Below are 25,184 nucleotides of genomic sequence, written 5' to 3'. Positions count from 1 at the left end.
TTAAACTATGTTTTTTTAGGACCAATAATACGCTTTATAACAGGGGTTTTAGTTGGCTTTGGTTCTTTATTTAAAACCATGACAGGGCGTGTCACAAATAAATTGTTAGGGTAAATTACACGGTGCCCATCAATATGTTCAAGTACTACATTCATTAAGCCCATTTCAACAATGCGCCCTTCAACATGATTCGCACCATCAATAATTCGTACCCAATAACCAACGCGGCAATCGTTTTGAATAAACATCAGTAAAAATGCGGTGAGGTTACTCAATAATGACCAGGCGGCAAAAAGTGCTACCCCTAACATGGCAAATAAAGAAGAGCCTAAAACCAATAAACCACGCAGCTCTATACCCCAAAATACTAAAACCAAACACAGTACTACAAAGGCGAGTATAATTTTTAGTAAAAGCTCTGCACGGTATTTTCGGTGTAAATCTACTTTGCCTTTAATCGCTTTTTCGAGTAGTTTTTTGGTTATTTTTAATAGAAGAGGGAAAACCAAAATAGCGATTATAGTTACAACTAACTTATATTGTGATGCAAACAATTCTAAAACTTCTATTATTTCCACATTAGGTCCTGAACTTTCATAACAATTTAATGCAATTGGTATTAGTTTAACGTGTTTGTATTATTTAAAAAGTGTTTTTAACGCTTACTAGCCACTGGACTGAGTCTACATCGTCGTAGCTATCAACAGGGGCGGCAATATCAATGTGGATCATGGTTCCTGAGTTTGCACGACTCGGTGCCAAACGCAGACCAACGCCTACATTTTTCAATACATGTGCATTTTCACCGTTATCTTCATCGTTAAACCATGCTCTGCCTACATCTACAAAAGCTGCGCCACCCACTTTAAATAGTTGTAGTAAATCGTACTCCCAGTAATAGCGCTTTTCTAAATTAACTAAAAAGCTGCGGTCGCCATGTTGATAATCCATCGGGTAACCACGCAGGCCTGTTTCGCCACCTAAAGTAAGCTGTTGATCAGCAGTCAGGTTTTTGGCGTATTGCACGCGGGCTTTAACATACCAAGATTGGTCTTCACTGGTATTTAAATAATATTGTACTTGGCTGGTGGCCATAAAATTTTCGAGTTTTTTCTGTTCTTTATTCCAATAGCCATCAATATCAGCACTAAAACGCCATAAGGTATTATCGTTAGTAAAGTGGGCTTTTTTAAAGTTAAAAGAATACACCGCGCGGCTGTCGTCATTACTTAATGACTCATCTGAATAGCCAATTAAGCTTTTAATATTCCAACCTAAATTTAAATCTTCAGTGCGAGATATACTGTCAAAATTGCGTACCTTTATGTAGTTATCTTCAAACCAATGGCCGCTTATAAAGGGGTAACTTAAACTTCTGTCATCGGCAAGTGGTGCAAATGTGGTGTCTATAGCTTCAAAGGTATGCTGCTCGTCGGTATAGCCTAACGTTAGTCGCTGGGTCCAATTATTATTAAGCGCTTTAGAGTGTCCTATAAATACACGGTTTAAATCGGTAGTTTGATCAAATTCGCTAAACTCTTCGCCGCGTTTATATAGTGACTCTTCGCGCTGCTCAGAATAGCTTAAAATACCGTAACTAAAAGGGGTGTCTATCGCGTAAAATGGATAGGTTAGCTCAAGTAAATGGCGCTTGCCGTCGCTGTTATCGGCGTACTCTAAACGGCCGCGGTAGCGAGTAGATAAAATATTAGGATCGTCGTAAACAAATAAATAACCGCTACGATCGCTGTCGGTCGTGCGTGACAAAGAAAGGCGCTTCCCCCAACCAAGCAGGTTTGATTCTCTAAAACCTATACTTGATTTATTTTCTCCGCCGCTACGGCTAAAGTTTACTTCAGGTAAAAGTGTCCATAAATCACGGGTAACCACTTCTACATTAACGTCACCGTCGCAGTTTTCGATTGCACTAATTTGTGCATCATATAAGTAGCTTTCTTTACGAAGTAGGCGCTCAGACTCTGCAAGCTTTTTAGCGTCGTACTTGTCACCTGGGGAGAATAATAAAAGGTTATTAATAACATCGGGCTCTGTTTGAATATGAGCGCGATTAGCAAATCGGAATAAGGCATTATTTTCCTCTTCAAGCTCAGTATTAAATACATTAAGTTGCTTGAGCTTTATTGAGGCTATTTTAGCGTTACTATTACTGTGTGTGAGGGTTGTTTTGTCTTGAACTTCTCGGCGTAAGTTTTTATTTGTGCTTAAATCTGTCTGTTCTACAAGGCAGTTATCAGTTTTCGTTGAAGATTGTTGTGCGAATGTATTTGGCACATAAAAGCTTAAAACCGTTAAGCTAATACAACATTGTGCTATCCATTTCTTGTTCACCATTAAACCTCTTTACTGCAACGTAGCAAATGACTATCGTAATATCAGCTTACATCATTGTTATTATAATGTAAGTAAAAGGTATGGATTTTGAAACTAATTAATTGTTACCCGTTTTCACTTTTGTTAATGAAGACTGCTTAGGTAAATTTGACGTTTAAAATTAGCCTAAATAAAAGGCAAGTGCAGCTAATAAGTGTTCTGCTTCAGCACCTTCGCCATTAATCCAGACACTTTGACTGTAATGCTCATAGTTTAAATTAAAGGTTTGATGATTATAGGTAAAGCGAACTTGATGGCGATCGGCGCCTGCAGAATATTCGTTGAGTGTTACTTCGTCTGAGTGTAAAAATAATGTACTCCACAGCTCAAAGTCTTCATCGTTTGGTAGCTCAATGGGATTAATCAAAATACATTTGTGTGTATGGTCATATTCTATTTGGGTCATAATGCTCTTAATTAGTAGCTAGGTAATGTCGAATTGCCGTTAAAAATTCGCCGCCGTACTTATTTAACTTAGTAAAACCAACACCTGAGACCTTTAAAAACTCACTGTCGTTTGTTGGCATAAGCTGCGCCATTTCGGCTAACGTTTTATCATTAAATACTACATAAGGTGGCACATCGTCGGCATCAGCAAGTTCTTTACGAAGTGCGCGCAGGCGAGCAAACAGTTTTTTGTCGTAATTAAATTGCGCTAACTTATCTAGATAAACGTGTTTGGCTTGCAGGCGTGGCTCGGCTAATTGCAGTGCGTATTCACCTTTTAAAATTACACGCGCGGCTTCTGTTAATCTAAGTGACGCACCTTGTGTTATATCTTGGCTAAGTAAGCCTTGATGAATAAGCTGGCGTAAAATACTGAGCCAAAACTCACTGCTTTTATCTTTACCTATGCCGTAGGTACTTAACTCATGATGATTATTATCGCGGATGCGGCTAGTATTTGCACCGCGAAGTAATTCAACAATATAACCAAGTCCAAAACGTTGTCCCGCTCTGTACACACACGAAAGTGCTTGCTGGGCGACTAACGTACCATCAAAGCTTTTTGGCGGATTTAAGCAAATATCGCAGTTGCCACAAGGTTCGCGTTGATATTCACTAAAGTAGTTAAGTAATATTTGACGACGACATGTTTGCGCTTCGGCAAAGCTTGCCATTGCGTTAAAGCGTTGTTCTTCTACGCGGCGGCGTTGCTCGTCGTCTATGTCTTCAAAAAAGCGCCTTACGCGACCTATATCAGCTGGGTCAAAATACATTATAGCTTCTGCGGCAAGTCCATCTCGCCCAGCTCGACCTGTTTCTTGATAGTAAGACTCTATACTTTTTGGAATATCGTAATGCAGTACAAAACGCACGTTAGGCTTATTTATACCCATACCAAAGGCAACGGTTGCGACCACTATTTGAATATCGTCACGGGCAAAACCAGTTTGAACAAACTGTCGTTGCTCATTACTCATACCAGCATGGTAAGCGGCAGCGTTTAACCCTGCATCAGCCAATTTTTCGGCAATGTCGTCTACGCGTTTACGGCTGGTGCAATAAATGATACCGCTTTGGCTTTTTTGCTCCTTTAGGTAGCGAAGCAATTGCACCATAGGTTTAAATTTTTCTTCTATGGTGTAACGAATATTGGGGCGATCAAAGCTGCCAGTATGAATATAAGGCTGTTGTAGTTTTAATTGCTCAACTATATCAAACCGTGTGGCTTTATCGGCGGTGGCGGTTAATGCCATCATTGGGACATGTGCAAAACGTTGCTTTAATTCGTTTAAGCGAAAGTAATGAGGTCTAAAGTCATGACCCCAATGCGACACACAGTGCGCTTCGTCAATAGCAAATAAACTCACATTTAAATGCGATAAACGCTCTAAAAATTCGTGTTGTAATACTTTTTCAGGCGCCACATATAAGAGCTTAATTTGCCCCTGATGAAGCTGTTGATACACCAATTGCTGTTCTTCTCGTGCTAAGCTGTTATTAACGTAAGCGGCTTTTACCCCAAGAGCTTGCAGTTGCGTTACCTGATCTTGCATTAGCGATATAAGCGGAGATATAACAATGGTTACGCCTTCGAGTACTAAAGCAGGGATTTGGTAGCACACCGATTTTCCGCCGCCAGTAGGAAGCAATACAAGCGAGTCTTGACCGTTAATAGCGGCATCAATAACTGCTTTTTGACCGTCGCGAAATTCACTGTAGCCAAACACTTGTTTGAGGACAGTTTCGGGTTTACGCACAAGGGTGCTAGAAGGTGGAGTTGATGTATTCATTGGCGGGTATTTTAGTGGTTTTTTAGTGAGATGTCTTTAGCTGAGTTACTTGATAAATTATTTAAGTGGAGTCTCGTAGTTTTACACTATGTATGTTTTACTCATCTTACCTGTTTTGACATAGAGAATAATAATGAATAAAGAAATGTTAATTGAACAAGTAGGCGCGTTATTTGTAAATGGCATGCCGTTTAACCAGTTTTTACAAATATCGGTTGAGTCGTTAAGCCCTGAACAGGCCAAAATTACGTTCCCGTGGCAGGATGTACTAATTGGTAATCCTGCGCAAAAAATACTCCATGGTGGTGTTATTTCAGCCGTACTTGATAATGTAGGCGGTATGCTCGCTGCAGCAAGTGTAATTGATAAACTCACCGATTTAGATATCACAAGTGTGCAAACAAAATTAGCCACGCTTGGGACTATCGACTTACGTACTGATTATTTGCGCCCTGGTAAAGGAGAGAGCTTTACTGCCAGCGCAACACTTATTCGTTCAGGTAATAAAGTATGTGTATGCAGAATGGAATTACATAACGAACAGTCTGTTCAAATTGCTTTTGGAACCGGTACGTATTTAGTTGGATAAAACGCGCGTGGCAAGTAAACTAGCGGCCTTTTAAATCACTAAGTGTTTATTATGTCGATTGATACCGAGCAGCGTAAAGGTGCTATTTTTGCTTGTCTTGCTTTTTTTATGTGGGGTCTTGCGCCAATATACTTTAAGTTAATTCAGCATGTTACTGCCTTTGAAATTTTAATGCATCGGGTTGTTTGGTCGGTTGTATTTTTAGTACTGGTAGTAAGTATTTTAAAGTATTGGGACAAAGTAAAACGCATCATTGTTCAGCCTAAGCTTTTGCTTATGCTTGTCATTACCTCTGCACTGCTTGGGTTTAACTGGGGTTTATTTATATGGGCTATAAATAATAACCATATGCTTGATGCGAGTTTGGGCTATTACATAAACCCTCTTTTAAATGTATTGCTGGGAATGCTCTTTTTAGGTGAACGCCTGCGTAAGTTTCAAGGCGTAGCAGTAGCACTTGCCTTTAGTGGTGTTGTACTGCAGCTAATTAGTTTTGGCTCGTTTCCGGTAGTTGCATTTTCATTGGCTATATCGTTTGCGCTTTATGGTTTAATACGTAAAAAGTTACCTGTTGAAGCTCTGCCTGGTATTTTACTTGAAGCACTTATATTACTGCCTGTTGCACTCATCTATTGGTGGTTAATGGTGCCTACAGCAACATCAAGCCTCCCAGCCAACGATTGGCATACAAATGCATTACTGATTAGTGCCGGTATTGTAACTACATTACCCCTGCTGTGTTTTACCGGTGCAGCTAAGCGCTTACAATACACTACACTTGGTTTTTTTCAGTACATTGGACCAAGCCTAATGTTTATATTGGCAGTGGTGTTTTACGGTGAAATTTTTGATGCGGAGCGTGTAGTAACGTTTGCATGTATTTGGAGTGCATTAGCTATTTTTAGTTGGGATTCTTATCATCAATCACGTAAACGTAAAAAAGCGGCGATTACAGCCGCAGAAGTATAATTAACTAATAAAATGGTTAACTAACTACTTTATTACGACCAGATTCTTTAGCATCGTAAAGTTTTAAATCGGCCTGTTTTAATAGTTCATCAATTTGATAAACAGGCCCGTTTGAGAAGCCAATAGAGATAGTAAATTTAATTTTAGCTTTACTAAATTCTTGGCTATTCATTTCTATAAAATACCTAAAACCTTCAAGCCTTTTTAGTGCTTCTTGTTTATCAGTGTCGGCAAAGTACACTGCGAATTCTTCACCACCTAAACGCGCTACTAAATACTTTTTAAAATATTTACTAAAGCAAATAGAAAGCCCTTTTAATACTTCGTCGCCTACATCATGTCCGTGTGTGTCATTAATCACTTTAAAATGATCAATATCAAGCATTGCTAAGGATCCTGAACCTTGCTTACTTTTAATCTTTTTAAGTGACTTATTGGTTTCTTCAAAAAAGTAACGGCGATTAGGTAAATTAGTTAAATAATCAGTGTTAGCTTGCCGTTTTATTGTGGCCATGAGCTCTAACATATCGACGTTTTGGCTTAGACGACAATAAAACTCTTCATTATAAAAAGGTTTACGAAGGTAGTCGTTTGCACCATTTTTTAAAAACAACGTTGATAAATCAGACGAGTCTGCGGCAGAAACACCAATAATCACTTTTTCATCGTTGTCATATAAACGACGAATTTCAGTGCATAGTTCATCACCATTCATGTTTGGCATTTCGTTATCAGTAATAATTACAGATATATCAGGTGAGGCTTCAAGCGCGGCTAGTGCTTCTATACCGTCTTCGGCTTGTAGAATTTGATATTTATGACGTGCAAGCAAGCTGCAAATGTAAGTACGTGTAGATGCAGAATCATCAACAACAAGCACTTTTACATTTTCGTTGCGAGTTAATCTAAGTAATTGTCTTTCGAGGTATTGATACGCTTGTTTGTTTTCTTTAATGATATAATCAATGATTGGATATTTTTCGACTGTATCGCGGGTTTGTTTATCAATATTACCCGTCATTACAATAGTTGGAATGTCAGCCTTAACAGTACACGGTACTGCTTCACCAGATGGGGCATCAGGTAATATAAAGTCGACTACAGCACAAAAGTAGCTATTTTTACTTATAAGCTCTTTTGTTTGTGCTAATGACTCAGCTATATCAACTTCATAACCTGCTTTAAGCGCGATGTGCTTTTGCACTCGCGCCATTGCAGGTGTATCTTCAACTATTAGTATTTTTCGCGTCACGTAACACCTTGTTTATATTTTGCAAAAATATTTGCTTATACAAGTTGTAACTGTTAAAACGCAAAAAAGCAAATAACTTAAGTACTTACAGGTTATCCGCTTCTGAATAATACTCTTGGCTAATTGGTGCTGGCCCTGACATTTTTGAACGGCCAAATAAAGTATGAAATTTAGTTTTACAGGTCGTTAGCTTTAAGTATTTTACCCAAGCTCGTTCGATTGGGTTAGTAGGTTCTTGTGAGCCAGTTACGACTGCTACAAACTGTTCTTGGTGTTCGTTTTGCGGCTCAATTGTTTTACTGTATAAGCCTTTTAAAACAACTCCGTGTTGTTCAAGTATGCTGGCTTCTAATAAGGTGAAGTTTCCGCTGCGGCTAAAGCCTCGTGGAAAGTTTTGATCATCATAAAATTGACGTTGGCTAACAAATGCTTGGCGTAGTAATGAAATGTTATTGCTCATAGCTTTATCCTCATACCTTAGTAATTAGATGGAGTATGATGCAAGTTTGGCAATTTATTAAACAAATTATTTTTATCGTGAGGATAAAAAATTGGATATCGATTTATTAAAAACATTCGTTGAGGTAGTGCGTACGCGTCACTTTGGTAAAGCGGCCGAAAACCTTTATATTACGCAGTCTGCAGTGAGCTTTAGAATTCGCCAATTAGAGCAAGGGCTTGGTGTTAATTTGTTTATTCGCCAGCGTAATAACATTCAACTTACAGCACCTGGCGAGCGCTTATTACCGCACGCGCAAATGATTATTACAGGTATGCAGCGCGCCAAAGTAGATGTTGCGCTTGCCGATAATATGCATAAGCAAATTAGCTTAGCAGGAACGCCTAATATTTGGGATGCTTTTTTACAGTTTGGTATAACAAATATTGTATCGGCGATGCCGGGCGTGTCGTTGGTTGCAGAAGTTAAAGCACAACAAGAAAGCACTCGACTATTATTAGAGCGCACGCTTGATTTGGCAATATTGTTTGATCCACCAAAAGTAGACGAGTTAGTAGTAGAGCGAATTTGTGAGTTGCCAATCATTCCTGTAAGCGGATATGACACAGCAACCAACGAAAACTTTTTTGATAATCAGTATGTATATGTTGATTGGGGAACTACTTTTTCTCTTTGGCATGCACGCCAGTTTACAGGAAAAACGCCACCTTACTTTAGAACTAGCACAGGACGTATTGCACTTGATTTAATACTGCAATGTGGCGGCAGTGCATTTATACCTCAAGTATTGGTAGAAGGGCATTTAGAAAAAGGTGAACTGTTTCATGTTAAAGATGTAGAAAATACCTCGCGAGACGTGTTTATAGCGTATCACAGAGACAACGAGCAAAAAGAGTTAATAGAAACCTTAGTTAATTTACTATCGCAAATGACCCCAAGCTTGTCATTGAAGAAAAGTAAGTAAGTTCGGCCGTTTATTAGGCTTTCATGTTATTTTGATTTCAAATTTAATGCATTTTTATTAATAAAAAAAGACATTAATATTTCCATTGTAATATTACTGTCATTTAGCGGTGACAAAATGCAGCAGTTTTAAAAATTAGTCTTTTGTGATTATCCAAGGAAATAACATGAAATTTGTAAAATCGAGCTTATGCTTAGCACTATTAAGTGGTTTATCTTTTAATGCACTTGCCGATGTAGACATTTACGGTAAAGCGAATGTAACAGTGCAATCATCTGATGACGGCGAAGGATCTTTTACTGAGATAAAAAGTAATGCATCTCGTCTTGGTGTTAAAGGTTCTGAAAAAATAAATGATAGTTTAGAAGCGGTATATAAGTTTGAGTTTCAAGTTGATGTGTCTGATGCTGATTCAAAAGGCGATAACGACGACAATATTTCTGCGCGTAACCAATACGTTGGTTTAAAAGGTGCGTTTGGCCAAGTGGTTATTGGTCGTAACGATACTGCGCTTAAACAATCTCAAGGTAAGTTAGACTTGTTTAACGACCTTGAAGGCGACATTAAAAATGTATTTAAAGGTGAAAACCGCTTAGGAAATACAGTTAGTTATTCATCAAACTCATACGAAGGCTTTAAAGTACTTGCTACTTTTGTAGCTGAAGATGATGTAGACGCTGATAACGGTTACTCAATGGCAGTGACCTACGGTGACGTGGCACTTAAAAAGAGCGCGGTATACGCCTCTATTGCAGCCGATAGTGAAGTAAATGGCTACGATGTAGTACGCGCGTCAATCCAAGGTAAAGTTGAAAACTTTAAGTTAGGTGCAATGTACCAAACACAAGAAAAAGTTGACGGCAGCGCAGAAGCGGATGGTTATCTATTAAATGCAGCTTACAGCATGGGTAACAACACATTTAAAGTACAATACCAAGACATGGACTTTGACGACAGCGACGATAAGTCAGCAATATCAGTTGGTCTTGATCACAAATTAAATAAAAACATTAAAGTATTTGGCTTTTACTCAAGCTTCGACATGGACAACAACGTTGACCAAGACTACGTAGGCTTAGGTATGGAATACAAGTTTTAACTATTCGCTAAATTAGTTAAAACACTCCCTTTTTAACCGCGCTCTTTTGAGTGCGGTTTTTTTTTGCTTTAAATTATTTACTTAGCCGCCCATAATAGAGCTTCATTTGGAATGAGGTGCGAGTCCTCGACTGTTCCCGCAACTGTAATTAGCGCAAAGCTTTAAGTCAGATACAAATGGTATAATACCAATTTTATTAAAAACATGATCTTTCTAGCGAATTAAATAACTTACTAACTTCGTTAAAAATTATTCATATAGAACAAGTATATGTCATAATTTCCGCCTTGTTATTAAGCTATTTATTTGTCGCTATAATAAATCACTAATTTAATGCAATTGGTATGAATTCTTTTAACGAGCGGGTTTACTCATTTTTTCTTGTAGTGCATTAGTATTTTTATCGCATTTTTAGTGAGTTTAATCCCGTCTAGGACTGACTATTGCACACTCAAACGCCATTAAATACACCATTGCTAAACGTTAAAAACGTATCGTGGGATATTGGCAATAAAACGATTCTCAAAAAAATAAACCTTAAAATAACCACAGGTAAATTTGTTGGTTTGATTGGTCCCAATGGCGCAGGTAAATCGAGCTTATTGCGTTGTCTATATCGTTTTAATAAACCAAGTAATGGCGTTGTAGAATTTAACAGCACAGATATTTGGCAGCTAAAAAGCGATGAGTACGCAAAAAAAGTAGCGGTTGTTTTACAAGAAACCCCGTCGCAATTTAACTTAAGCGTATTTGATGTTATTGCGCTTGGGCTAACGCCTCATAAATCGCTATTTAGCTCAGTAACTAACACTGATAAACAAAAAGTTATTCAAGCTATCAATACCGTTGGGTTAGTAGATCATAGTGATCAAAGCTTTGAATCACTCTCAGGCGGTGAAAAGCAACGTGCCTTGATAGCCCGCGCCATAGTTCAGCAACCTCAACTGTTAATAATGGACGAGCCAACTAGCCATTTAGATGTTAAATACCAAATACAGGTGATGGAGCTTGCTAAATCGTTGGGTGTAACGGTGTTTGCATCGTTTCACGATTTAAACTTAGCTTCTGCAATGTGCGATGAACTAGTGGTTATTAAAAATGGTGAAATTACACATACAGGCACGCCAAGTGAGGTATTAACCGAAAACATGCTAGGCGACGTTTTTGGTGTCTGCGCTCAAGTAAATAACCACCCGCAAATATCGGAGTCGGGAAATAGCATCCCTCATATCACTTACTTTTATGGTTACGAATAATATGAGCGCAGTTAATACTCGCCAATCACTTGCGCTATTTATCAGTGCTGCAGCTGCTTTATTTAGCTTATTTGCAGCACTTAGTTTTGGCGCAGCAGAGACCTCACTTCAAGATGTATTTAATAGCTTTTTACTCTCAAATGATGCGTCTTTTAATTCGCGTATTATTTTTGAACTAAGAATGCCACGCACATTACTCGCCTTTTTAGCCGGCTCTGGCTTAGCAATTGCGGGGCTTATTTTACAAACGGTAACGCGCAACCCTTTAGCCGATCCTTACTTATTTGGTATATCGTCGGGTGCTTCATTTGGGGTGGTGTTACTTATGGCATTAGCAGGTATTAGCGCAGGTTTTATGTTATCGGCAGCAGCATTGCTGGGTAGCTTACTCGCCATGAGTTTATTAATACTTATTGCAGGTAGGCAGCAAAGTGCACAGGTAGAATCAATGTTATTAGCTGGTGTTGCTCTGTCGTTTTTATTTAGTGCATTTACCAGCTTGCTGCTTTATTGGAGCGACCCTCAGGCGGTAGCCGCTATTTTATTTTGGACACTGGGCAGCTTTTCGCGTGCGCAGTGGGTTACGCTTTGGTTGCCTTTATTGGTAATTACATTGTGTACGTTTGTAATGCTGAGCTTTAGAAGGCAGCTAAATGCTATGTTACTGGGCGATGAAAGCGCAATTACATTAGGTGTGAGGGTTCAGCGCTTTAGAATACTTATGCTGGTTTTAAGCTCATTAATTACCGCTGTGCTGGTGGCTATGTGTGGCGGTATTGGGTTTGTAGGATTAATGGTACCGCACATTGTGCGCTTTTTTATCTCCCAAGGCACCATCGCGGGATTGCTAGTAACCAGCTTGGTGGGCGGTACATTTATGGTGTGGGTTGATGTACTTTCGCGCTCCTTGCTAAAAAACCAAGAGCTGCCCGTAGGTGTTATTACTGCTGCTATTGGTAGCGTGTTCTTTTTGAGTTTATTATTTTTTAGAAAGCGAAGGGTGTAATTCTATGAAAACCTTGATGGTGCAAGGCACTACATCAGATGCAGGTAAAAGTACCCTAGTTGCAGCCCTTTGCAGAGTGTTTGCTAAGCGTGGGGTAAGAGTTGCGCCTTTTAAACCACAAAATATGGCACTTAATAGCGCAGTAACAAAAGATGGTGGCGAAATTGGTCGTGCGCAAGCTTTGCAAGCAATAGCGGCTAAAGTAGAGCCCGAAATAGATTTTAATCCCGTATTGCTTAAACCTAATAGCGACACGGGCGCACAAGTAATTATTCACGGAAAAGCCATTACTAATATGGAAGCGAGCAAATATCACGACTATAAAAAAGTGGCGATGGATGCAGTAATTACCTCACATAACCGCTTAGCTAAACGCTTTGATTTACTTCTTGTTGAAGGGGCAGGGAGTCCTGCTGAAATAAACCTGCGTGAAAACGATATTGCCAATATGGGCTACGCCGAAGCGGTCGATTGCCCGGTAATTATTATTGCTGATATTGATAAAGGCGGCGTATTTGCACATTTGGTAGGTACACTTGCGTTGTTAAGCGAGTCAGAACAGGCGCGCGTAAAAGGCTTTGTTATAAATCGCTTTAGAGGCGATATAGGTTTGTTGCAAGGCGGGCTTGATTGGCTTGAAGAATACACAAACAAACCCGTACTTGGCGTATTACCTTATTTGCACGACCTTGCGCTTGATGCTGAAGACGCCGTCGCAATTGATAATAACGTAACTAACGCCACAATTAATATTGCAGTGCTGCTTGTACCCCACATTAGTAACCACACCGATTTTGACGCACTGCGTTTGCACCCAAACATTAATATAAATTACGTGCGCCATACGCAAACGATCCCAGACGTTGATCTGATAATTCTTCCAGGCAGTAAAAATGTGCTGGGTGATTTAAGTTTTTTGAAAAATGAAGGCTGGGACACTCAAATTAAACGCCACTTACGCTATGGTGGTAAAGTACTTGGCATTTGTGGCGGCATGCAAATGCTGGGCAATACGCTCAACGATCCCGAGGGTATTGAATCGTCATTAAAGCAAGTAAATGGGCTTGCTCTGTGCGATTTTGAAACCACGCTAACAACACAAAAAGTATTAACTAAAATAACCGCTACACTGCTTTTAAATAACCAATCAACACCCTGTAGTGGTTACGAAATACATGCAGGGATTAGCCAAGGTGCAGCGCTTAATAAGCCATTTTTAACCTTTGATAAAAGCCACCCACATGGTTTTATGTTCGATGGCTTTATTAGCGATGATAACGCCATTGCGGGCACTTATTTACATGGCTTATTTGATGAAGCCGATGCTACATCGCAAATTTTAAAATGGGTAAAACCAAGCGCCTCAATTAACCCAATTAGTATTGCCACTCATCGCGAGCAGCAGTTAGAACGATTAGCAACCATGTGCGAAACGCATTTAAACATACAGCAAATTATCTCGATTTATGAAGGGCACAATAATGACTGAACAAAACAACGATAAGCACAAGCAGCGCCAACAAAAAGTAAAAGAACAAGTGGATGCACGTGTTGCCGCCGCACAAGATGTAAAAGGTATTTTTCAGGTAATTACCGGTAACGGTAAAGGTAAATCAACCTCAGGCTTTGGCGTTGTAGCACGCTGCGTAGGGCATGGTAAAAAAGCAGCCGTTTGCCAATATATTAAAGGTACGTGGGAGTGTGGCGAGCGTAATTTATTACAAAGTGCAGGCGTTGAGTTTGTTGTAATGAACACCGGTTTTACCTGGGATACACAAAATAAAGAAGCCGATACCGCAGCCGCCCAAGCAACATGGCAAGAGTCAAAACGCATGCTTGCTGATAGCAGTATTGATTTAGTATTACTCGATGAGCTTACGTATATGGTGACATACGGCTATGTTGATTTAGATGAAGTAGTAACAGCCCTTAATAACCGCCCGCCAATGCAGTCAGTTATTATCACAGGGCGTGCAGCACATCGTACTTTAACCGACCTTGCCGACACGGTAAGCGAAGTGCGTAATGTAAAACATGCATTCGACTCAGGCATAAAAGCGCTAGAAGGATTTGATTACTAATGTTTAAAGCGTTTTTTATTGGGGGGCTGCTTTTTTGTGTATCGGGCAGTGCACTTGCAGAGCAGGCTAATGATTCTAAAAAACTGCGAATAATCGCGCTTGCACCACATATAGTCGAAAACCTATTTGCCATAGGGGCGGGCGATAATATTGTGGGCACGGTTGATTACGCCGACTACCCTGCTGAAGCCCAAAGTATTGAGCGCATAGGGGGTTATTACGGTATCTCACTTGAAAAAGTGTTAGCGCTTAAACCTGATTTAGTAATTGCGTGGAAAAGCGGAAACCAAAGCGAAGATTTAGCCCAAATAGAGCGTTTAGGTATAAAAGTATATTTGAGTGATCCCACCACAATCGCTGGTGTAGCCGACGAGTTACTTACTTTTGGTGAATTTACAGGGAATATTGAGCAAAGCCAGCAAGCGGCAAATGCATTTACACAAAAACTAAACGCGATTGTTAAAAGCCAGCAAGATAAAAAAAATATTACCGGATTTTATCAGTTATGGGCTGAGCCCATGATGACAGTAAGTAAAAATACGTGGATAAGCCAACTGATTGAAACATGCCATGTAAGTAATGTATTTGCACAAAGCATTACAGATTACCCGCAAATTAGTATCGAAAATGTCATTGTTACTAAGCCACAAGTTATTATTATCCCTGATGAAAAATCAAAAACACCACAGCCGATTGTTAATTGGCAAAAGTGGCCAGAAGTGCCCGCCGTTAAAAATGATCAATTTATTAGCGTAAATGCCGATTTATTACATCGTTTTACTCCGCGCATGCTAGATGGACTCGCGGACATGTGTGATAAAATAGATGCATCACGTAAACAGATTAAGAGTACACAATGAGCGATTGGGCTACATTTTTAGAAAGTGAATTACAGCAAACTTACATGCAGCAAACGTTAGAGTATGTGGCTAATCGCCGCAATGAAGGTGTTGCTGTTTACCCGCCTGAAGCTCAAGTATTTAGTGCTTTTGATGCCACCGCACTTAATGACATCCGCGTTGTAATTTTAGGACAAGACCCATATCACGGAGAGGGGCAAGCGCATGGCTTGTGTTTTTCGGTATTGCCTGATGTAAAAAAGCTGCCGCCGTCGCTTAAAAATATGTACAAAGAGTTAGCTGTCGACATCAGCAGGTTTATTATTCCTGAGTATGGTTACCTGCAAAGCTGGGCAGATCAGGGCGTGTTTTTACTCAATACAGTATTGACCGTGGAGCAAGGACAAGCGCATTCACATAAGCATTTAGGATGGGAGCAATTTACCGATAATGTAATTGCCCATATTAATAAGCACTGCGAAGGTGTGGTATTTATTTTATGGGGTGCACATGCACAAAAAAAGGGTAAAGGCATAGATAGCGCTCGCCATCATGTTTTAAAAGGGCCGCACCCATCGCCGCTTTCGGCGCATAGAGGCTTTTTTGGTTGTAAGCATTTTTCACAAACGAATGAGTTATTGCAAGCCCAAAAAGATAAGCCAATTAACTGGCAAATCTAATTTATTCTAAAGAACTCAAATTGTTTAAACCATTAAAAAAGGCTTCCAGATTCTGGAAGCCTTTTTGTTTAGTTGGGGCGTATTGAATTAAAAATCGAGCTCATCAATTGCAATACTGTCTGTAAAGTAGTCTAGTTCTTGTAGTTCTTTACGTAGGCGCTGTTTGTCTTTTATTGCTTCTATTTCACGCCATTTTCTTTTTTTATTTTTTTGAGAGGTTTTTCTTGTTGTATCTGGTCCTTCTAATATCTCTAATATATCGTTTAGGCTATCCATGAACTTCTCCTATTGATTTTATTGACCTCAAGAATACCTATACCACAGGCCTAGTTAAAATAGAATAAAAAAGTGACTGTTATGTTACATAAGTGTGATTGATTGATGAAGGTTTATACGAAGATTATATGAAGGTTAAATAGAGAAGTAGCCTATTTTAGGCATAAAAAAACGCCGCTATTGCGACGTTTTCTAAAACACGATTATAGCAAATTACATTGCTTTAAAACGCGCTTCTAGTTGTTCTTGTGCATCAGCAAAAGAGCGAATACCTTCAGCTAGTTTTTCAGTAGCCATAGCATCTTGGTTATGTAACCAACGGAACTGCGCTTCTGTAAGTGGCTCTGGTTTTGGCTCTTTAGGAATATCTGTTTCTAGCAAGTATTCCTGTGCGCCTTCAAGGTTACCTAAATCTTCTAAAAGATTAGGGCTAATTGTTAGCTTGTCGCAACCAGTAAGAGCAATAATTTCGCCTGTATTACGGAAACTTGCACCCATCACAACTGTTTTGTAGTCATGGCGTTTGTAAAATTCAAAAATGCTGCGTACAGACTGAACACCTGGATCTTGTAGCGGATCGGTTGGTTTTTCCATACCGTTAGCAACATGCCAATCTAAAATACGCCCTACAAATGGCGAAATTAGAAATACGTTTGCATCGGCACATGCGCGAGCTTGGGCATCGCTAAATAATAAAGTAAGGTTACATTTAGTACCTTCTTTTTCTAGTTGCTCAGCGGCTTTAATACCTTCCCACGTAGACGCTACTTTGATTAAAATTTTGTCTTTGCTTACACCTTCTTTTTCGTAAAGGCTAAGTAGAGTATGTGCTTTATCAATAGTCGCTTGCGTATTAAACGAAAGGCGTGCATCTACTTCAGTAGAAATATAACCAGGTACAATCTCACTAATTTCTTTACCAAGTAACACAGCAAAGTAATCACATGCTAGTTCAAGTTGTTTAGCTGGCTCTTGCTCGGTTTCTTTTGCATAGCTCCAAGCTTTATCTAGGTAAGGCTTATATGCTTCAATCTCGCTCGCTTTTAATAAAAGCGACGGGTTTGTAGTTGCATCTTCTGGTTGATGCTTTTTAATAGCTTCAATATCACCAGTGTCGGCTACGATAGATGAATGTTGTTTTAGCCTTTGTAGAGCTGAAGTCATTTGCTTTCCTCATTCCAAGCAAGTTAAAAGAAAAATCTAATCACTCTTAATATATACAATCCATACTGCAACAGTGTGACAATGCTTGATAGGTCTTATGTCCTTATCAATAGAAAAACGGCAATGCATGAGTTATTAAGAGAGGATTTATTTAAACAAAACGTGCTTTTCGTTTCATTTAATGTTGAAATTGACACTAAATAAATTACAAGTCAATAGCTAACTATGATCACTGTTATTTCACCTGCAAAAAATCTTGATTACGAAACGCCACCCGCAACAGACAAGTTCACTCAGCCTGAATTACTAGAGCACAGCGAAGAGCTCATGAAAGTATGCCGTGAACTAACACCAGCGCAAATTGGCAGTTTAATGAAAATTAGCGATAAGCTATCTGGGCTTAACGCAGCACGCTTTAGCGAGTGGGCGCAGCCGTTTACTCAAAGTAACGCTAAACAAGCAGTGCTTGCCTTTAATGGCGATGTATACGGCGGTTTAGATGCAAGCACGCTTAAAGCTAGCGAGCTTGATTACGCACAAAACCATTTACGTATACTTTCGGGTTTATACGGTTTATTAAAACCACTTGATTTAATGCAAGCTTATCGCCTTGAAATGGGCACCAAGCTTGAAAACTCGCGTGGCAAAAACTTATACGAGTTTTGGGGCAGCGTAATAGCGAACAAACTAAACGAAGTATTAAAAGCACAAGACGCACAATACCTCGTTAACCTTGCTTCAAACGAATACTTTAAAGCGGTAGATAAAAAAGCATTAAATGTACAAATTATTACCCCACACTTTAAAGACTGTAAAAACGGTCAATACAAGGTAATTAGCTTTTACGCTAAAAAAGCACGCGGCATGATGGCGCGCTACATTATCGAAAATAAAGTAACGCAATTAAGTCAGCTTAAAGAGTTTACTGTGGCGGGTTATTACTTTAGCCCTGAGGCAACAGTTAAAGAGCTTGAGCCGGTATTTATGCGCGACGAACAAAATTAGGTCATAAGCTTAAATAAACAATTGAAAAGCCATGCATTGCATGGCTTTTTTGATACTGGCGTTATATTTGCAACTATATCTAATATTAATGAGATTATTAATTAAATAGGTGCAAACAAAATGATCAGTATTCCGTCAGTTGGCGAAGCCGAAAAACTAATAGAAGAAAAGCTCGGAGGGTGGTTTGATGTTGTCATCAGCCATATCCCTAATTTTATAGTGGCAATTGTAATTGCCATAGTATTTTCAATATTGGCACGCTTTGCTGGCAAGCTGATGAAAAACGTATTACGCCGCTCACTCGACTCAACGCAAATTGCCGATTTAATGGCGTCAATATTTAAAGTTATTGTGTTGTGCATAGGTTTATTTATAGCGCTCGATTTTGTTGGCTTAAAAGGCACCGTTACTTCGCTACTTGCTGGTGCGGGTATTGTGGGTTTAGCCATTGGTTTTGCGTTTCAAGACATGACCGAAAACCTAATTGCAGGTATAGCAATGGGTGTACGTAAGCCATTTAAAACAGGTGATGTCATAGAAACCGATGATGTGTTTGGTTCGGTGCATTCTATAAACCTACGTAACACGCTAATAGAGAGCTTTTACGGGCAATTAATACTCGTACCAAATAAAGTCTTATTTAGAAATGTACTCAAAAATTACACTACGCTAGGTATAAGGCGCATAGAAGTACCCGTAGGTATTTCGTATGGCGACGACATAGAAAAAGCAAAAGACGTTATAGTCGATAAAATTAACGAATTTGACTTTGTAATACGTAAAGACGAAACCGCCGTATACGCTGAAGGTTTTGGCGACAGCAGCATTAACTTACTGGTGTGGTTTTGGATTAAATACCCAGGCGAGCCTGACTTTATGACGGTACGCCACAAAGGTGTTGTTGCCGTTAAGCAAGCATTAGACGAAGCTGATATTAGTATTCCATTCCCAATTCGTACGCTCGACTTTGGCATTAAAGGCGGTGAGAAACTCGATGCCATGATAAGCGATAAAATAAGCCAGCAGTCATCTAATAAAGATAGTAGCGACGGTGCTGACTCTAGCCAAAGTGAGTAATTTAGTTAAAGCTCATTAGGCAAAAGCATTGGGAAATAGTTACTTACCAACAGCGCATTTTTACAGAGTAAAAATGCGCTTTTTTTATAAACGGATTATTAGCTAAAAGTTTAAATATCTAGTTTGTGTTTATTTAATATCAATTCTAATTAGTTGCGTTTGGCCATGGGAGTATTAACAAGTAAAAGTAGTGTTTACCCAACGATTTTCTCACTGCCTTTGCTGCACACTCTGAAATAACGCCCTCATCTATTTCAATAACTAAATCATCCTTTTTAAGCCCGTTAGGTCGGCTAAAGAATCTGTGTAAGCTTTTTCAGTATCAATTGGGTTAACTTAAGGGTTAAAAGAGCGAAGACAAACACGCTAGCATCAATTCTAAATTTATCTTCATAAGTATAAGTGTGAGCTATCGTTTTAAGGGGAGGAATAATCGCATTGCTTAGGGCGTGTTGACCTTTGTTGATTGAAATTTGTTCAATCTAGGGGCGGTTAAATCGCGGCGCGAGGTTTGTAACCTAGTGGGCTAAGTAAAAACCGAGCAACAAAGAGTTAATCGTCCCTAGAAAGAACCCAAAGGGCAGCGCATGTTTGGCATTTATGCTGCGTTATCGCCTATTTATGGGGAATAACCACACTACATAGGCTCTGCCTTGCCTAAAAACCAAACATACAGCTGCAAAATCAATCACGAAAGGTCTACACGCCCGAGGTTTTGTTTTATCTTTTTTATAGCAGCAAAGCTTGCCTTAAACTGAATATAAAAAAGCGCAGCTTGTGTTGGAGTAACAAGCCGCGCTTATGAATTAGTTATACGAATAAGTTTTTTGGTGCGTATTAAATAACGCTAATTTTGTTACGAATGATTTTAACCCCATCTATATTTTCTAGAAATTTTTGAGCTAGTGCGCGCTGAAAACCAGTTTGTGCTTCACCGTATAAATCTACTTCACCATTTTTTACCTGCACACGAATATCACTTAACGCTAGGTTAGGATTAGTTCGTAGGGTGTTGGTGATAGTTTGTTGTAGGTTAGGTTGAGTGGCTACACTGCTTACTACGGCCATGTTGGTTGCTGCACTTACCTTTGTAGCGCAAGCTAATAAAAATAAACAACAAAATGATACTAAAGCGATAGTTAACTTGAAGCGGTTCATAACTTAATCCTTACATTACGGTGAATAGTGCAGCCACAAAATGGAAATTCCATCGGCTAGGTTATCTTTGTAGTTACAATTTCGGTGCCAATATTAACGCTATGAAATATAAGGGAATTTTATTAAGTGGGAATTCAGGTGGGCAAAAATTACATTTAAATGAGTATGAGTTACATGCTTGGGTTACATATGTAACAGGTACAAACATCAGAGCCTGTAAGGCTTGCATTAAAAAAGCCGACAAAAGTCGGCTTAGAATAAAAATATGTTAGGTTACTTTTTCTTTTTAACCTTAGCCTTTTTCTTGGCTTTCATTTTTGCTGGATCTTTACGCTTTTTAGCCGGCGGCTTAGCTTCTTTATGTTGTGGCTCAACACCTTTAATTACACGGCGTTTTAGTTTTTGTTCAACGTAGCGCTCTACTTTATATAAAATACCAATGTCGTGTGCTTCAACTAATGATATTGCAATCCCTTTTTTACCAGCACGGCCAGTACGACCAATACGATGTACGTATACGTCGGCAGTACGCGGCATATCAAAGTTAATAACGTGGCTGATGTCAGATACGTCAATACCACGTGCAGCTACGTCGGTAGCAATTAAGATACGTGTTTTGCCACTGTGGAAGTTTTCCATGGCTTTCATGCGTTTGTCTTGTGGCATTTCGCCGCGTAACCAAGCTGCTTTAACGCCGTTATTGGTTAGCTCGCCAATCAGTGTTTCTAAACGCTCACGGGTTTTAACAAACACAATTGCTTTAGTCACGTCTGGACCATTTAAGGTATTTACTAAAAGCTCTAGTTTGTGATGATAGTCATCGGCTAAATGTACCCACTGGTGAATTTTAGCTTTTTCTTTACGTGACGATTCAGCTTCAAGCAGTGCAGGGTCGTTTAATGTTTTTTCAGCAAATCTTTCTACGCTGTCACCTTCGAGTGTTGCTGAGAATAAAAAACATTGGCGACGATTTTTAGCTTCGTCACAAATACGGCTCATTTCTTTTTTGAAACCCATGTCTAACATGCGATCTGCTTCATCGATAATAAGCATTTCTACGTGTTCAGCATGAAAGTTTTCGGTTTCTAGGTATTCCATTAATCGACCTGGTGTGGCGATTAAAATATCGTTATTTTTTTCGAAAATTTCTTTATGCGTGCCGTAGTTAATACCGCCTGTTACTACACCAATTTTTAGGTGTGTGCGTTTAGCTAACAGTTCACATTGTTCATGAATTTGATAAGCCAACTCACGAGTCGGGGTCATAACGAGGACGCGCGCAAAACCAGGATCACGACGTGGGAAATCCAGTAAGTACTGAATAGCCGGAATTAAAAATGCCGCTGTTTTACCTGTACCAGTAGGCGCAGATGCTAAAATATCGCGCCCCTGTAGTGCTTCAGGAATAGCTTGTTGTTGAATGCTGGTTGGCGTCTCGTAGCCCATTTTATTAATGGCATCGAGTAGCTTGTTATCAAGATCAAATTCAGAAAATTGCATAGAGTGTCTAAAATAAGGGACAATTACCCTGATTATACGCGCTATGCTGCGCTTGGTGAATGAAAAGGTGAAAAAATGTCTGGTTTTGTATTTAAACAATTTAAAGTTGAACACGACGACTGTGCAATGAAAGTTTCTACCGATGGCATTTTGCTTGGCGCATGGGCTAATTTAAGCGGTGCAAAGTCATTACTTGATATAGGCACAGGGACCGGCTTACTAGCATTAATGTGTAAGCAGCGCAGTAATGAGCTTGATATAACTGCGGTAGAAATTGACGAAAGCGCCTATACCCAAGCATTACAAAATGTAGCTAATAGTCCGTGGCCAACAATAAGTATTAAGCACCAAACTATTCAAAGCTTTAGTAGTGAAGTTAAATTTGATGTTGTTATCTCTAATCCACCGTATTTTAATCACAGTTTAAAAGGCGATAATGCTGCGCGTAATACCGCACGCCATACCGACGGCTTAAGTTTTGAAGAGTTAATAAATGCCTTTAAACGCTTAAGCCATAGTGGTTCTCGCTTTAGCTTAATACTCCCAAGCGTTGAAGGCGCATTATTTATTGAGCTTGCTACTCAAAATGGGCTTTATTTAAATGCTCATTGCCAAGTAAAAGCCACGCCTAATAAAGATATTAGCCGCAGTTTAATGGCATTTAGCTACGTAAAAAGCGATATAGAAACATCAATTCTGTGTATTAGAAACTTAGATAATACCTACACCGCTGATTATATAGCTCTGTGCAAAGCATTTTATTTGAAAATGTAAAGCAATTGTAAAATAGGAACGAATAACGCAAACTGACTAAAACCTATTGTTGAGAACAGATATGGATAGTCAGTTACCAAAATCTTTTATAATTATACTTGCCGTATTACAGGCTATTGCTCTTACCCTTTTGTATAGCAGTATAGAAAATAATGTGTGGCCAGCAACAAGCCCTACATGGTTAGTCTCACTTATTACATTTTCTATGAGCTTTCCTTTATTAATGCTAATGACCGTTAATAAAAATAATATAAAAACGTCGTTGCTTTTAATCCTTCCTTTTTCCTTGTTGTTATCTTTATTGGGGGCGTATGTTGGCTTTCAGCAAGAGCCTCAAGAGTACGTAAGTAATAACACTTTAATGTCAGTTTTTATTTTTACTAGTTTAATAGCTGGCTTTAAAGGCCTTATGTACATACAACAATTTGGTAGCTCAGAAAATGTTAGTTACAGTCGTTTATTTAAGCTCTCTTGGCGTAATTTTATAATATTTGGAGAATGCTGGCTGTTTGTACTTATTTTTTGGGGAATTCTAAATTTAGGTGCGGCTTTATTTGATATTTTAGATATAGAATTTTTCTCTGAGCTACTAAGAAATGAATGGTTTTGGATCCCAACCTTAACGCTCGCATTTGCCTTTGCGAGTGTCATATTTAGAAAGCTTTTGAACATTGAAGATAATATCGCTTTTTTACTACAAACTTTAATTAAGTTTTTATTGCCTGTTTTATCAGTTATTTCTCTCGGTTTTTTAGCAACACTTCCTTTTACCGGACTCAATAAATTATGGGAGACCGGAAGCGGCAGTTTATTAGTAATGTGGCTGCAGGTGCTCACGTTGTTTTTTGTTAACACTGTTTATAAAGATGACTCATCAGTTCGCCCTTATCACATGCTCTTGCACCGACTCGTTTTTATAAGCGTTGCGTTACTTCCAGTTTATAGTGTTATTTCTGCCTATGGAATTTACTTACGGGTAGAGCAGCATGGGCTAACAGTAGATCGTTGTTGGGGCATTTTTATTTGGTTTTTATTGGCGTGTTTTTCGTTTAGTTATCTTGTTGGAATTATAACAAAGCGAGACAATTGGCTAGAGCCGCTTAGCAAAATAAATATTGTGATGGGGTGGGTGGTGCTCGTTAGTATGCTTGCTGTTAACTCCCCTTTATTAAATTTTCAAAGCTTATCTACAAACAGCCAAATAGCGCGTTTAGATGCAGATAAAGTAACAATAGAAAAGTTTGACTATTACTATTTTGAGCACAGCTTAGGTCGCCAAGGTTATTTAGCTATGCAGTTATTAAAACAGAAAATTGAAACGAGTCACCCAGAGCAATACGCTATCATCGATAGGATGTATGTAAATAATGAGTTTGCTTTAACGCTTGAACACACAGTCGATGATTTTATTGAGCGCAGTGTATTTTGGCCATCACAAGTGCTAATACCTCAAGGTTTAATAGAGGCCGTATTTTCTGAACAACATTTTTACGATCGTAACTATTTAAAAGAACATACTTACTATTTCATTGGCATGGATTTAAACAAAGATGATGAATTCGATTTTATAGTGATTGACGAAAGTAATGAAAATATATCCGCATATTTCTGGTTATTCGACATGGGTAAGTGGCGCTCAAAGTATATGAATGTCGAAAATCCTGAAGAGATTAGATACCTTAAAAGCATGATTGATAATAACGAATTATCTTTAGTTGAGCCTGAATATTCAAATCTAAAAATAGGGGATGTTGTTTTTAAAGTAAGGTAATACGCTGCTTTGTTTTTTATGCTACAGATCCTTAAACCTAAACTAATGATTATTAGTTTAGGTTTGTTGTTATTTTAGGTGGGGCGCTTTGGTAGTGTGTTTATAAATCACCTGTTATGATTAAGTCATTAGTCACTTGATTTAAAGACAACACAATGAAAAAGTTAAATAAAATAGCATTACTTAGCACGTTAGCAGCCACCATTTTTGCAAGCCAAAGTGTGCTTGCTGCTATTACGCCAGTAGGGCTTTGGAAAACGATTGATGAGGATACAAACCAAGCTAAGTCGTATGTACGTATTACCCAAACCAACGGTGTATTAAGCGGCAAAGTTGAAACAATTCTTAACCCTGCAAAACAAAATGATATATGCAGTAAGTGTGATGATGAGCTAAAAAATCAGCCTATTTTAGGAATGACTATAATCACTGATGTAAAAGCACAAGATGATGGCACCTGGGGAGACGGAGAAATACTCGACCCAACAAATGGTAAAACCTACACCTTACAATTAACCCCGCAGGATGAAGGTAAAAAGCTCGAAGTACGCGGCTACATTGGCTTTTTTTACCGAAACCAATATTGGCTAAGAGTAGAGTAAGTTTTACTACTTACTTAATTACTAAACGTTAAAT

At 38.9% G+C, this 25,184-nt stretch carries 25 protein-coding genes and 1 riboswitch; of the genes, 15 read left to right on the top strand and 10 right to left on the bottom strand.

The genetic code is table 11. The annotated features are described in order from the left end of the window. Positions 1 to 5: 5 nt before the first annotated feature. From AC5NT5_RS14415 to recQ, 4 genes are all read right to left on the bottom strand, one after another. On the bottom strand, positions 6 to 578 hold the full coding sequence (locus AC5NT5_RS14415) for a mechanosensitive ion channel domain-containing protein (RefSeq protein WP_138489650.1): 573 nt from the start codon (positions 576 to 578) through the stop codon (positions 6 to 8). A 64-nt stretch (positions 579 to 642) separates the two neighbouring features. Continuing rightward, positions 643 to 2,352, bottom strand: a complete 1,710-nt coding sequence (locus AC5NT5_RS14410) for a BamA/TamA family outer membrane protein (protein ID WP_494513905.1) — start codon at positions 2,350 to 2,352, stop codon at positions 643 to 645. Positions 2,353 to 2,512: 160 nt separating this feature from the next. Beyond that, entirely contained in the window at positions 2,513 to 2,797 is a 285-nt protein-coding gene (locus AC5NT5_RS14405; RefSeq protein WP_494513906.1) for a DUF3630 family protein, read from the bottom strand. A 7-nt stretch (positions 2,798 to 2,804) separates the two neighbouring features. Further along, on the bottom strand, positions 2,805 to 4,628 hold the full coding sequence (gene recQ / locus AC5NT5_RS14400; protein ID WP_494513907.1) for a DNA helicase RecQ: 1,824 nt from the start codon (positions 4,626 to 4,628) through the stop codon (positions 2,805 to 2,807). 133 nt (positions 4,629 to 4,761) lie between these two features. Between recQ and AC5NT5_RS14395 the strand changes: the two genes are divergently transcribed. Both AC5NT5_RS14395 and rarD read left to right on the top strand, forming a co-directional pair. Next, positions 4,762 to 5,217: a thioesterase family protein gene (locus AC5NT5_RS14395; RefSeq protein ID WP_024596241.1), complete on the top strand. Its 456-nt coding sequence runs from the start codon at positions 4,762 to 4,764 to the stop codon at positions 5,215 to 5,217. Between the two features lie 51 nt (positions 5,218 to 5,268). Then, on the top strand, positions 5,269 to 6,186 hold the full coding sequence (rarD, locus tag AC5NT5_RS14390) for an EamA family transporter RarD (RefSeq protein WP_024596242.1): 918 nt from the start codon (positions 5,269 to 5,271) through the stop codon (positions 6,184 to 6,186). 16 nt (positions 6,187 to 6,202) lie between these two features. On the opposite strand, the gene AC5NT5_RS14385 is transcribed toward rarD, so the two are convergent. Beyond that, the gene (locus tag AC5NT5_RS14385; protein WP_076925094.1) at positions 6,203 to 7,438 is read right to left on the bottom strand and encodes a GGDEF domain-containing response regulator; all 1,236 of its coding nucleotides are present in this window, start codon (positions 7,436 to 7,438) and stop codon (positions 6,203 to 6,205) included. A gap of 85 nt (positions 7,439 to 7,523) precedes the next feature. Next, positions 7,524 to 7,898, bottom strand: a complete 375-nt coding sequence (locus AC5NT5_RS14380) for a MaoP family protein (RefSeq protein WP_002961378.1) — start codon at positions 7,896 to 7,898, stop codon at positions 7,524 to 7,526. 91 nt (positions 7,899 to 7,989) lie between these two features. Here AC5NT5_RS14380 and AC5NT5_RS14375 point away from each other — a divergent pair, with 91 nt between their 5' ends. From AC5NT5_RS14375 to ung, 8 genes are all read left to right on the top strand, one after another. Next, positions 7,990 to 8,862, top strand: a complete 873-nt coding sequence (locus AC5NT5_RS14375; RefSeq protein ID WP_024596245.1) for a LysR family transcriptional regulator — start codon at positions 7,990 to 7,992, stop codon at positions 8,860 to 8,862. A gap of 166 nt (positions 8,863 to 9,028) precedes the next feature. Next, entirely contained in the window at positions 9,029 to 9,961 is a 933-nt protein-coding gene (locus tag AC5NT5_RS14370; RefSeq protein ID WP_002961381.1) for a porin, read from the top strand. A 56-nt stretch (positions 9,962 to 10,017) separates the two neighbouring features. Continuing rightward, positions 10,018 to 10,157: riboswitch (cobalamin riboswitch) on the top strand. 247 nt (positions 10,158 to 10,404) lie between these two features. Continuing rightward, complete coding sequence (locus tag AC5NT5_RS14365; RefSeq protein ID WP_494513908.1) at positions 10,405 to 11,217, top strand: ABC transporter ATP-binding protein; 813 nt, start codon at positions 10,405 to 10,407, stop codon at positions 11,215 to 11,217. A gap of 1 nt (position 11,218) precedes the next feature. Next, the gene (locus AC5NT5_RS14360) at positions 11,219 to 12,223 is read left to right on the top strand and encodes a FecCD family ABC transporter permease (protein ID WP_024604204.1); all 1,005 of its coding nucleotides are present in this window, start codon (positions 11,219 to 11,221) and stop codon (positions 12,221 to 12,223) included. Between the two features lie 4 nt (positions 12,224 to 12,227). Next, the gene (locus AC5NT5_RS14355) at positions 12,228 to 13,712 is read left to right on the top strand and encodes a cobyric acid synthase (protein ID WP_494513909.1); all 1,485 of its coding nucleotides are present in this window, start codon (positions 12,228 to 12,230) and stop codon (positions 13,710 to 13,712) included. Then, positions 13,705 to 14,304, top strand: a complete 600-nt coding sequence (gene cobO, locus AC5NT5_RS14350; protein WP_024604202.1) for a cob(I)yrinic acid a,c-diamide adenosyltransferase — start codon at positions 13,705 to 13,707, stop codon at positions 14,302 to 14,304. The genes AC5NT5_RS14355 and cobO overlap by 8 nt, the downstream gene beginning before the upstream one ends. Next, positions 14,304 to 15,164 (top strand): cobalamin-binding protein, encoded by an 861-nt coding sequence (locus AC5NT5_RS14345; protein WP_494513910.1) that lies wholly within the window; start codon positions 14,304 to 14,306, stop codon positions 15,162 to 15,164. Before cobO ends, AC5NT5_RS14345 begins: the two co-directional genes overlap by 1 nt. Continuing rightward, positions 15,161 to 15,823: a uracil-DNA glycosylase gene (ung, locus tag AC5NT5_RS14340; RefSeq protein ID WP_494513911.1), complete on the top strand. Its 663-nt coding sequence runs from the start codon at positions 15,161 to 15,163 to the stop codon at positions 15,821 to 15,823. The genes AC5NT5_RS14345 and ung overlap by 4 nt, the downstream gene beginning before the upstream one ends. An 87-nt stretch (positions 15,824 to 15,910) precedes the next feature. Here the strand turns inward: ung and AC5NT5_RS14335 are convergent, their stop codons facing one another. Next, on the bottom strand, positions 15,911 to 16,099 hold the full coding sequence (locus AC5NT5_RS14335) for a DUF3545 family protein (RefSeq protein WP_002961395.1): 189 nt from the start codon (positions 16,097 to 16,099) through the stop codon (positions 15,911 to 15,913). 213 nt (positions 16,100 to 16,312) lie between these two features. Next, the gene (gene tal, locus AC5NT5_RS14330; protein ID WP_002961397.1) at positions 16,313 to 17,263 is read right to left on the bottom strand and encodes a transaldolase; all 951 of its coding nucleotides are present in this window, start codon (positions 17,261 to 17,263) and stop codon (positions 16,313 to 16,315) included. Between the two features lie 225 nt (positions 17,264 to 17,488). Here tal and yaaA point away from each other — a divergent pair, with 225 nt between their 5' ends. Beyond that, the gene (gene yaaA / locus AC5NT5_RS14325) at positions 17,489 to 18,268 is read left to right on the top strand and encodes a peroxide stress protein YaaA (RefSeq protein WP_494513912.1); all 780 of its coding nucleotides are present in this window, start codon (positions 17,489 to 17,491) and stop codon (positions 18,266 to 18,268) included. Positions 18,269 to 18,388: 120 nt separating this feature from the next. Next, positions 18,389 to 19,345, top strand: a complete 957-nt coding sequence (locus AC5NT5_RS14320; protein WP_024596180.1) for a mechanosensitive ion channel family protein — start codon at positions 18,389 to 18,391, stop codon at positions 19,343 to 19,345. Between the two features lie 837 nt (positions 19,346 to 20,182). Here AC5NT5_RS14320 and AC5NT5_RS14315 read toward each other — a convergent pair. Beyond that, positions 20,183 to 20,503 carry a BON domain-containing protein gene (locus AC5NT5_RS14315; protein ID WP_002961403.1) on the bottom strand — a complete coding sequence of 107 codons (321 nt, stop codon included), beginning with the start codon at positions 20,501 to 20,503 and terminating at the stop codon, positions 20,183 to 20,185. A 273-nt stretch (positions 20,504 to 20,776) separates the two neighbouring features. Continuing rightward, the gene (gene srmB, locus AC5NT5_RS14310; RefSeq protein ID WP_494513913.1) at positions 20,777 to 22,003 is read right to left on the bottom strand and encodes an ATP-dependent RNA helicase SrmB; all 1,227 of its coding nucleotides are present in this window, start codon (positions 22,001 to 22,003) and stop codon (positions 20,777 to 20,779) included. A 75-nt stretch (positions 22,004 to 22,078) separates the two neighbouring features. Between srmB and AC5NT5_RS14305 the strand changes: the two genes are divergently transcribed. From AC5NT5_RS14305 to AC5NT5_RS14295, 3 genes are all read left to right on the top strand, one after another. Continuing rightward, on the top strand, positions 22,079 to 22,777 hold the full coding sequence (locus AC5NT5_RS14305; RefSeq protein ID WP_024604197.1) for a tRNA1(Val) (adenine(37)-N6)-methyltransferase: 699 nt from the start codon (positions 22,079 to 22,081) through the stop codon (positions 22,775 to 22,777). Between the two features lie 61 nt (positions 22,778 to 22,838). After that, positions 22,839 to 24,548 carry a DUF4153 domain-containing protein gene (locus AC5NT5_RS14300; RefSeq protein WP_494513914.1) on the top strand — a complete coding sequence of 570 codons (1,710 nt, stop codon included), beginning with the start codon at positions 22,839 to 22,841 and terminating at the stop codon, positions 24,546 to 24,548. 155 nt (positions 24,549 to 24,703) lie between these two features. Beyond that, entirely contained in the window at positions 24,704 to 25,150 is a 447-nt protein-coding gene (locus AC5NT5_RS14295) for a DUF2147 domain-containing protein (protein ID WP_024605913.1), read from the top strand. Positions 25,151 to 25,184 lie beyond the last annotated feature (34 nt).

The organism is Pseudoalteromonas sp. J2K-J599, assembly GCF_059295115.2.
This window is presented reverse-complemented; position numbering and strand designations above follow the sequence as displayed.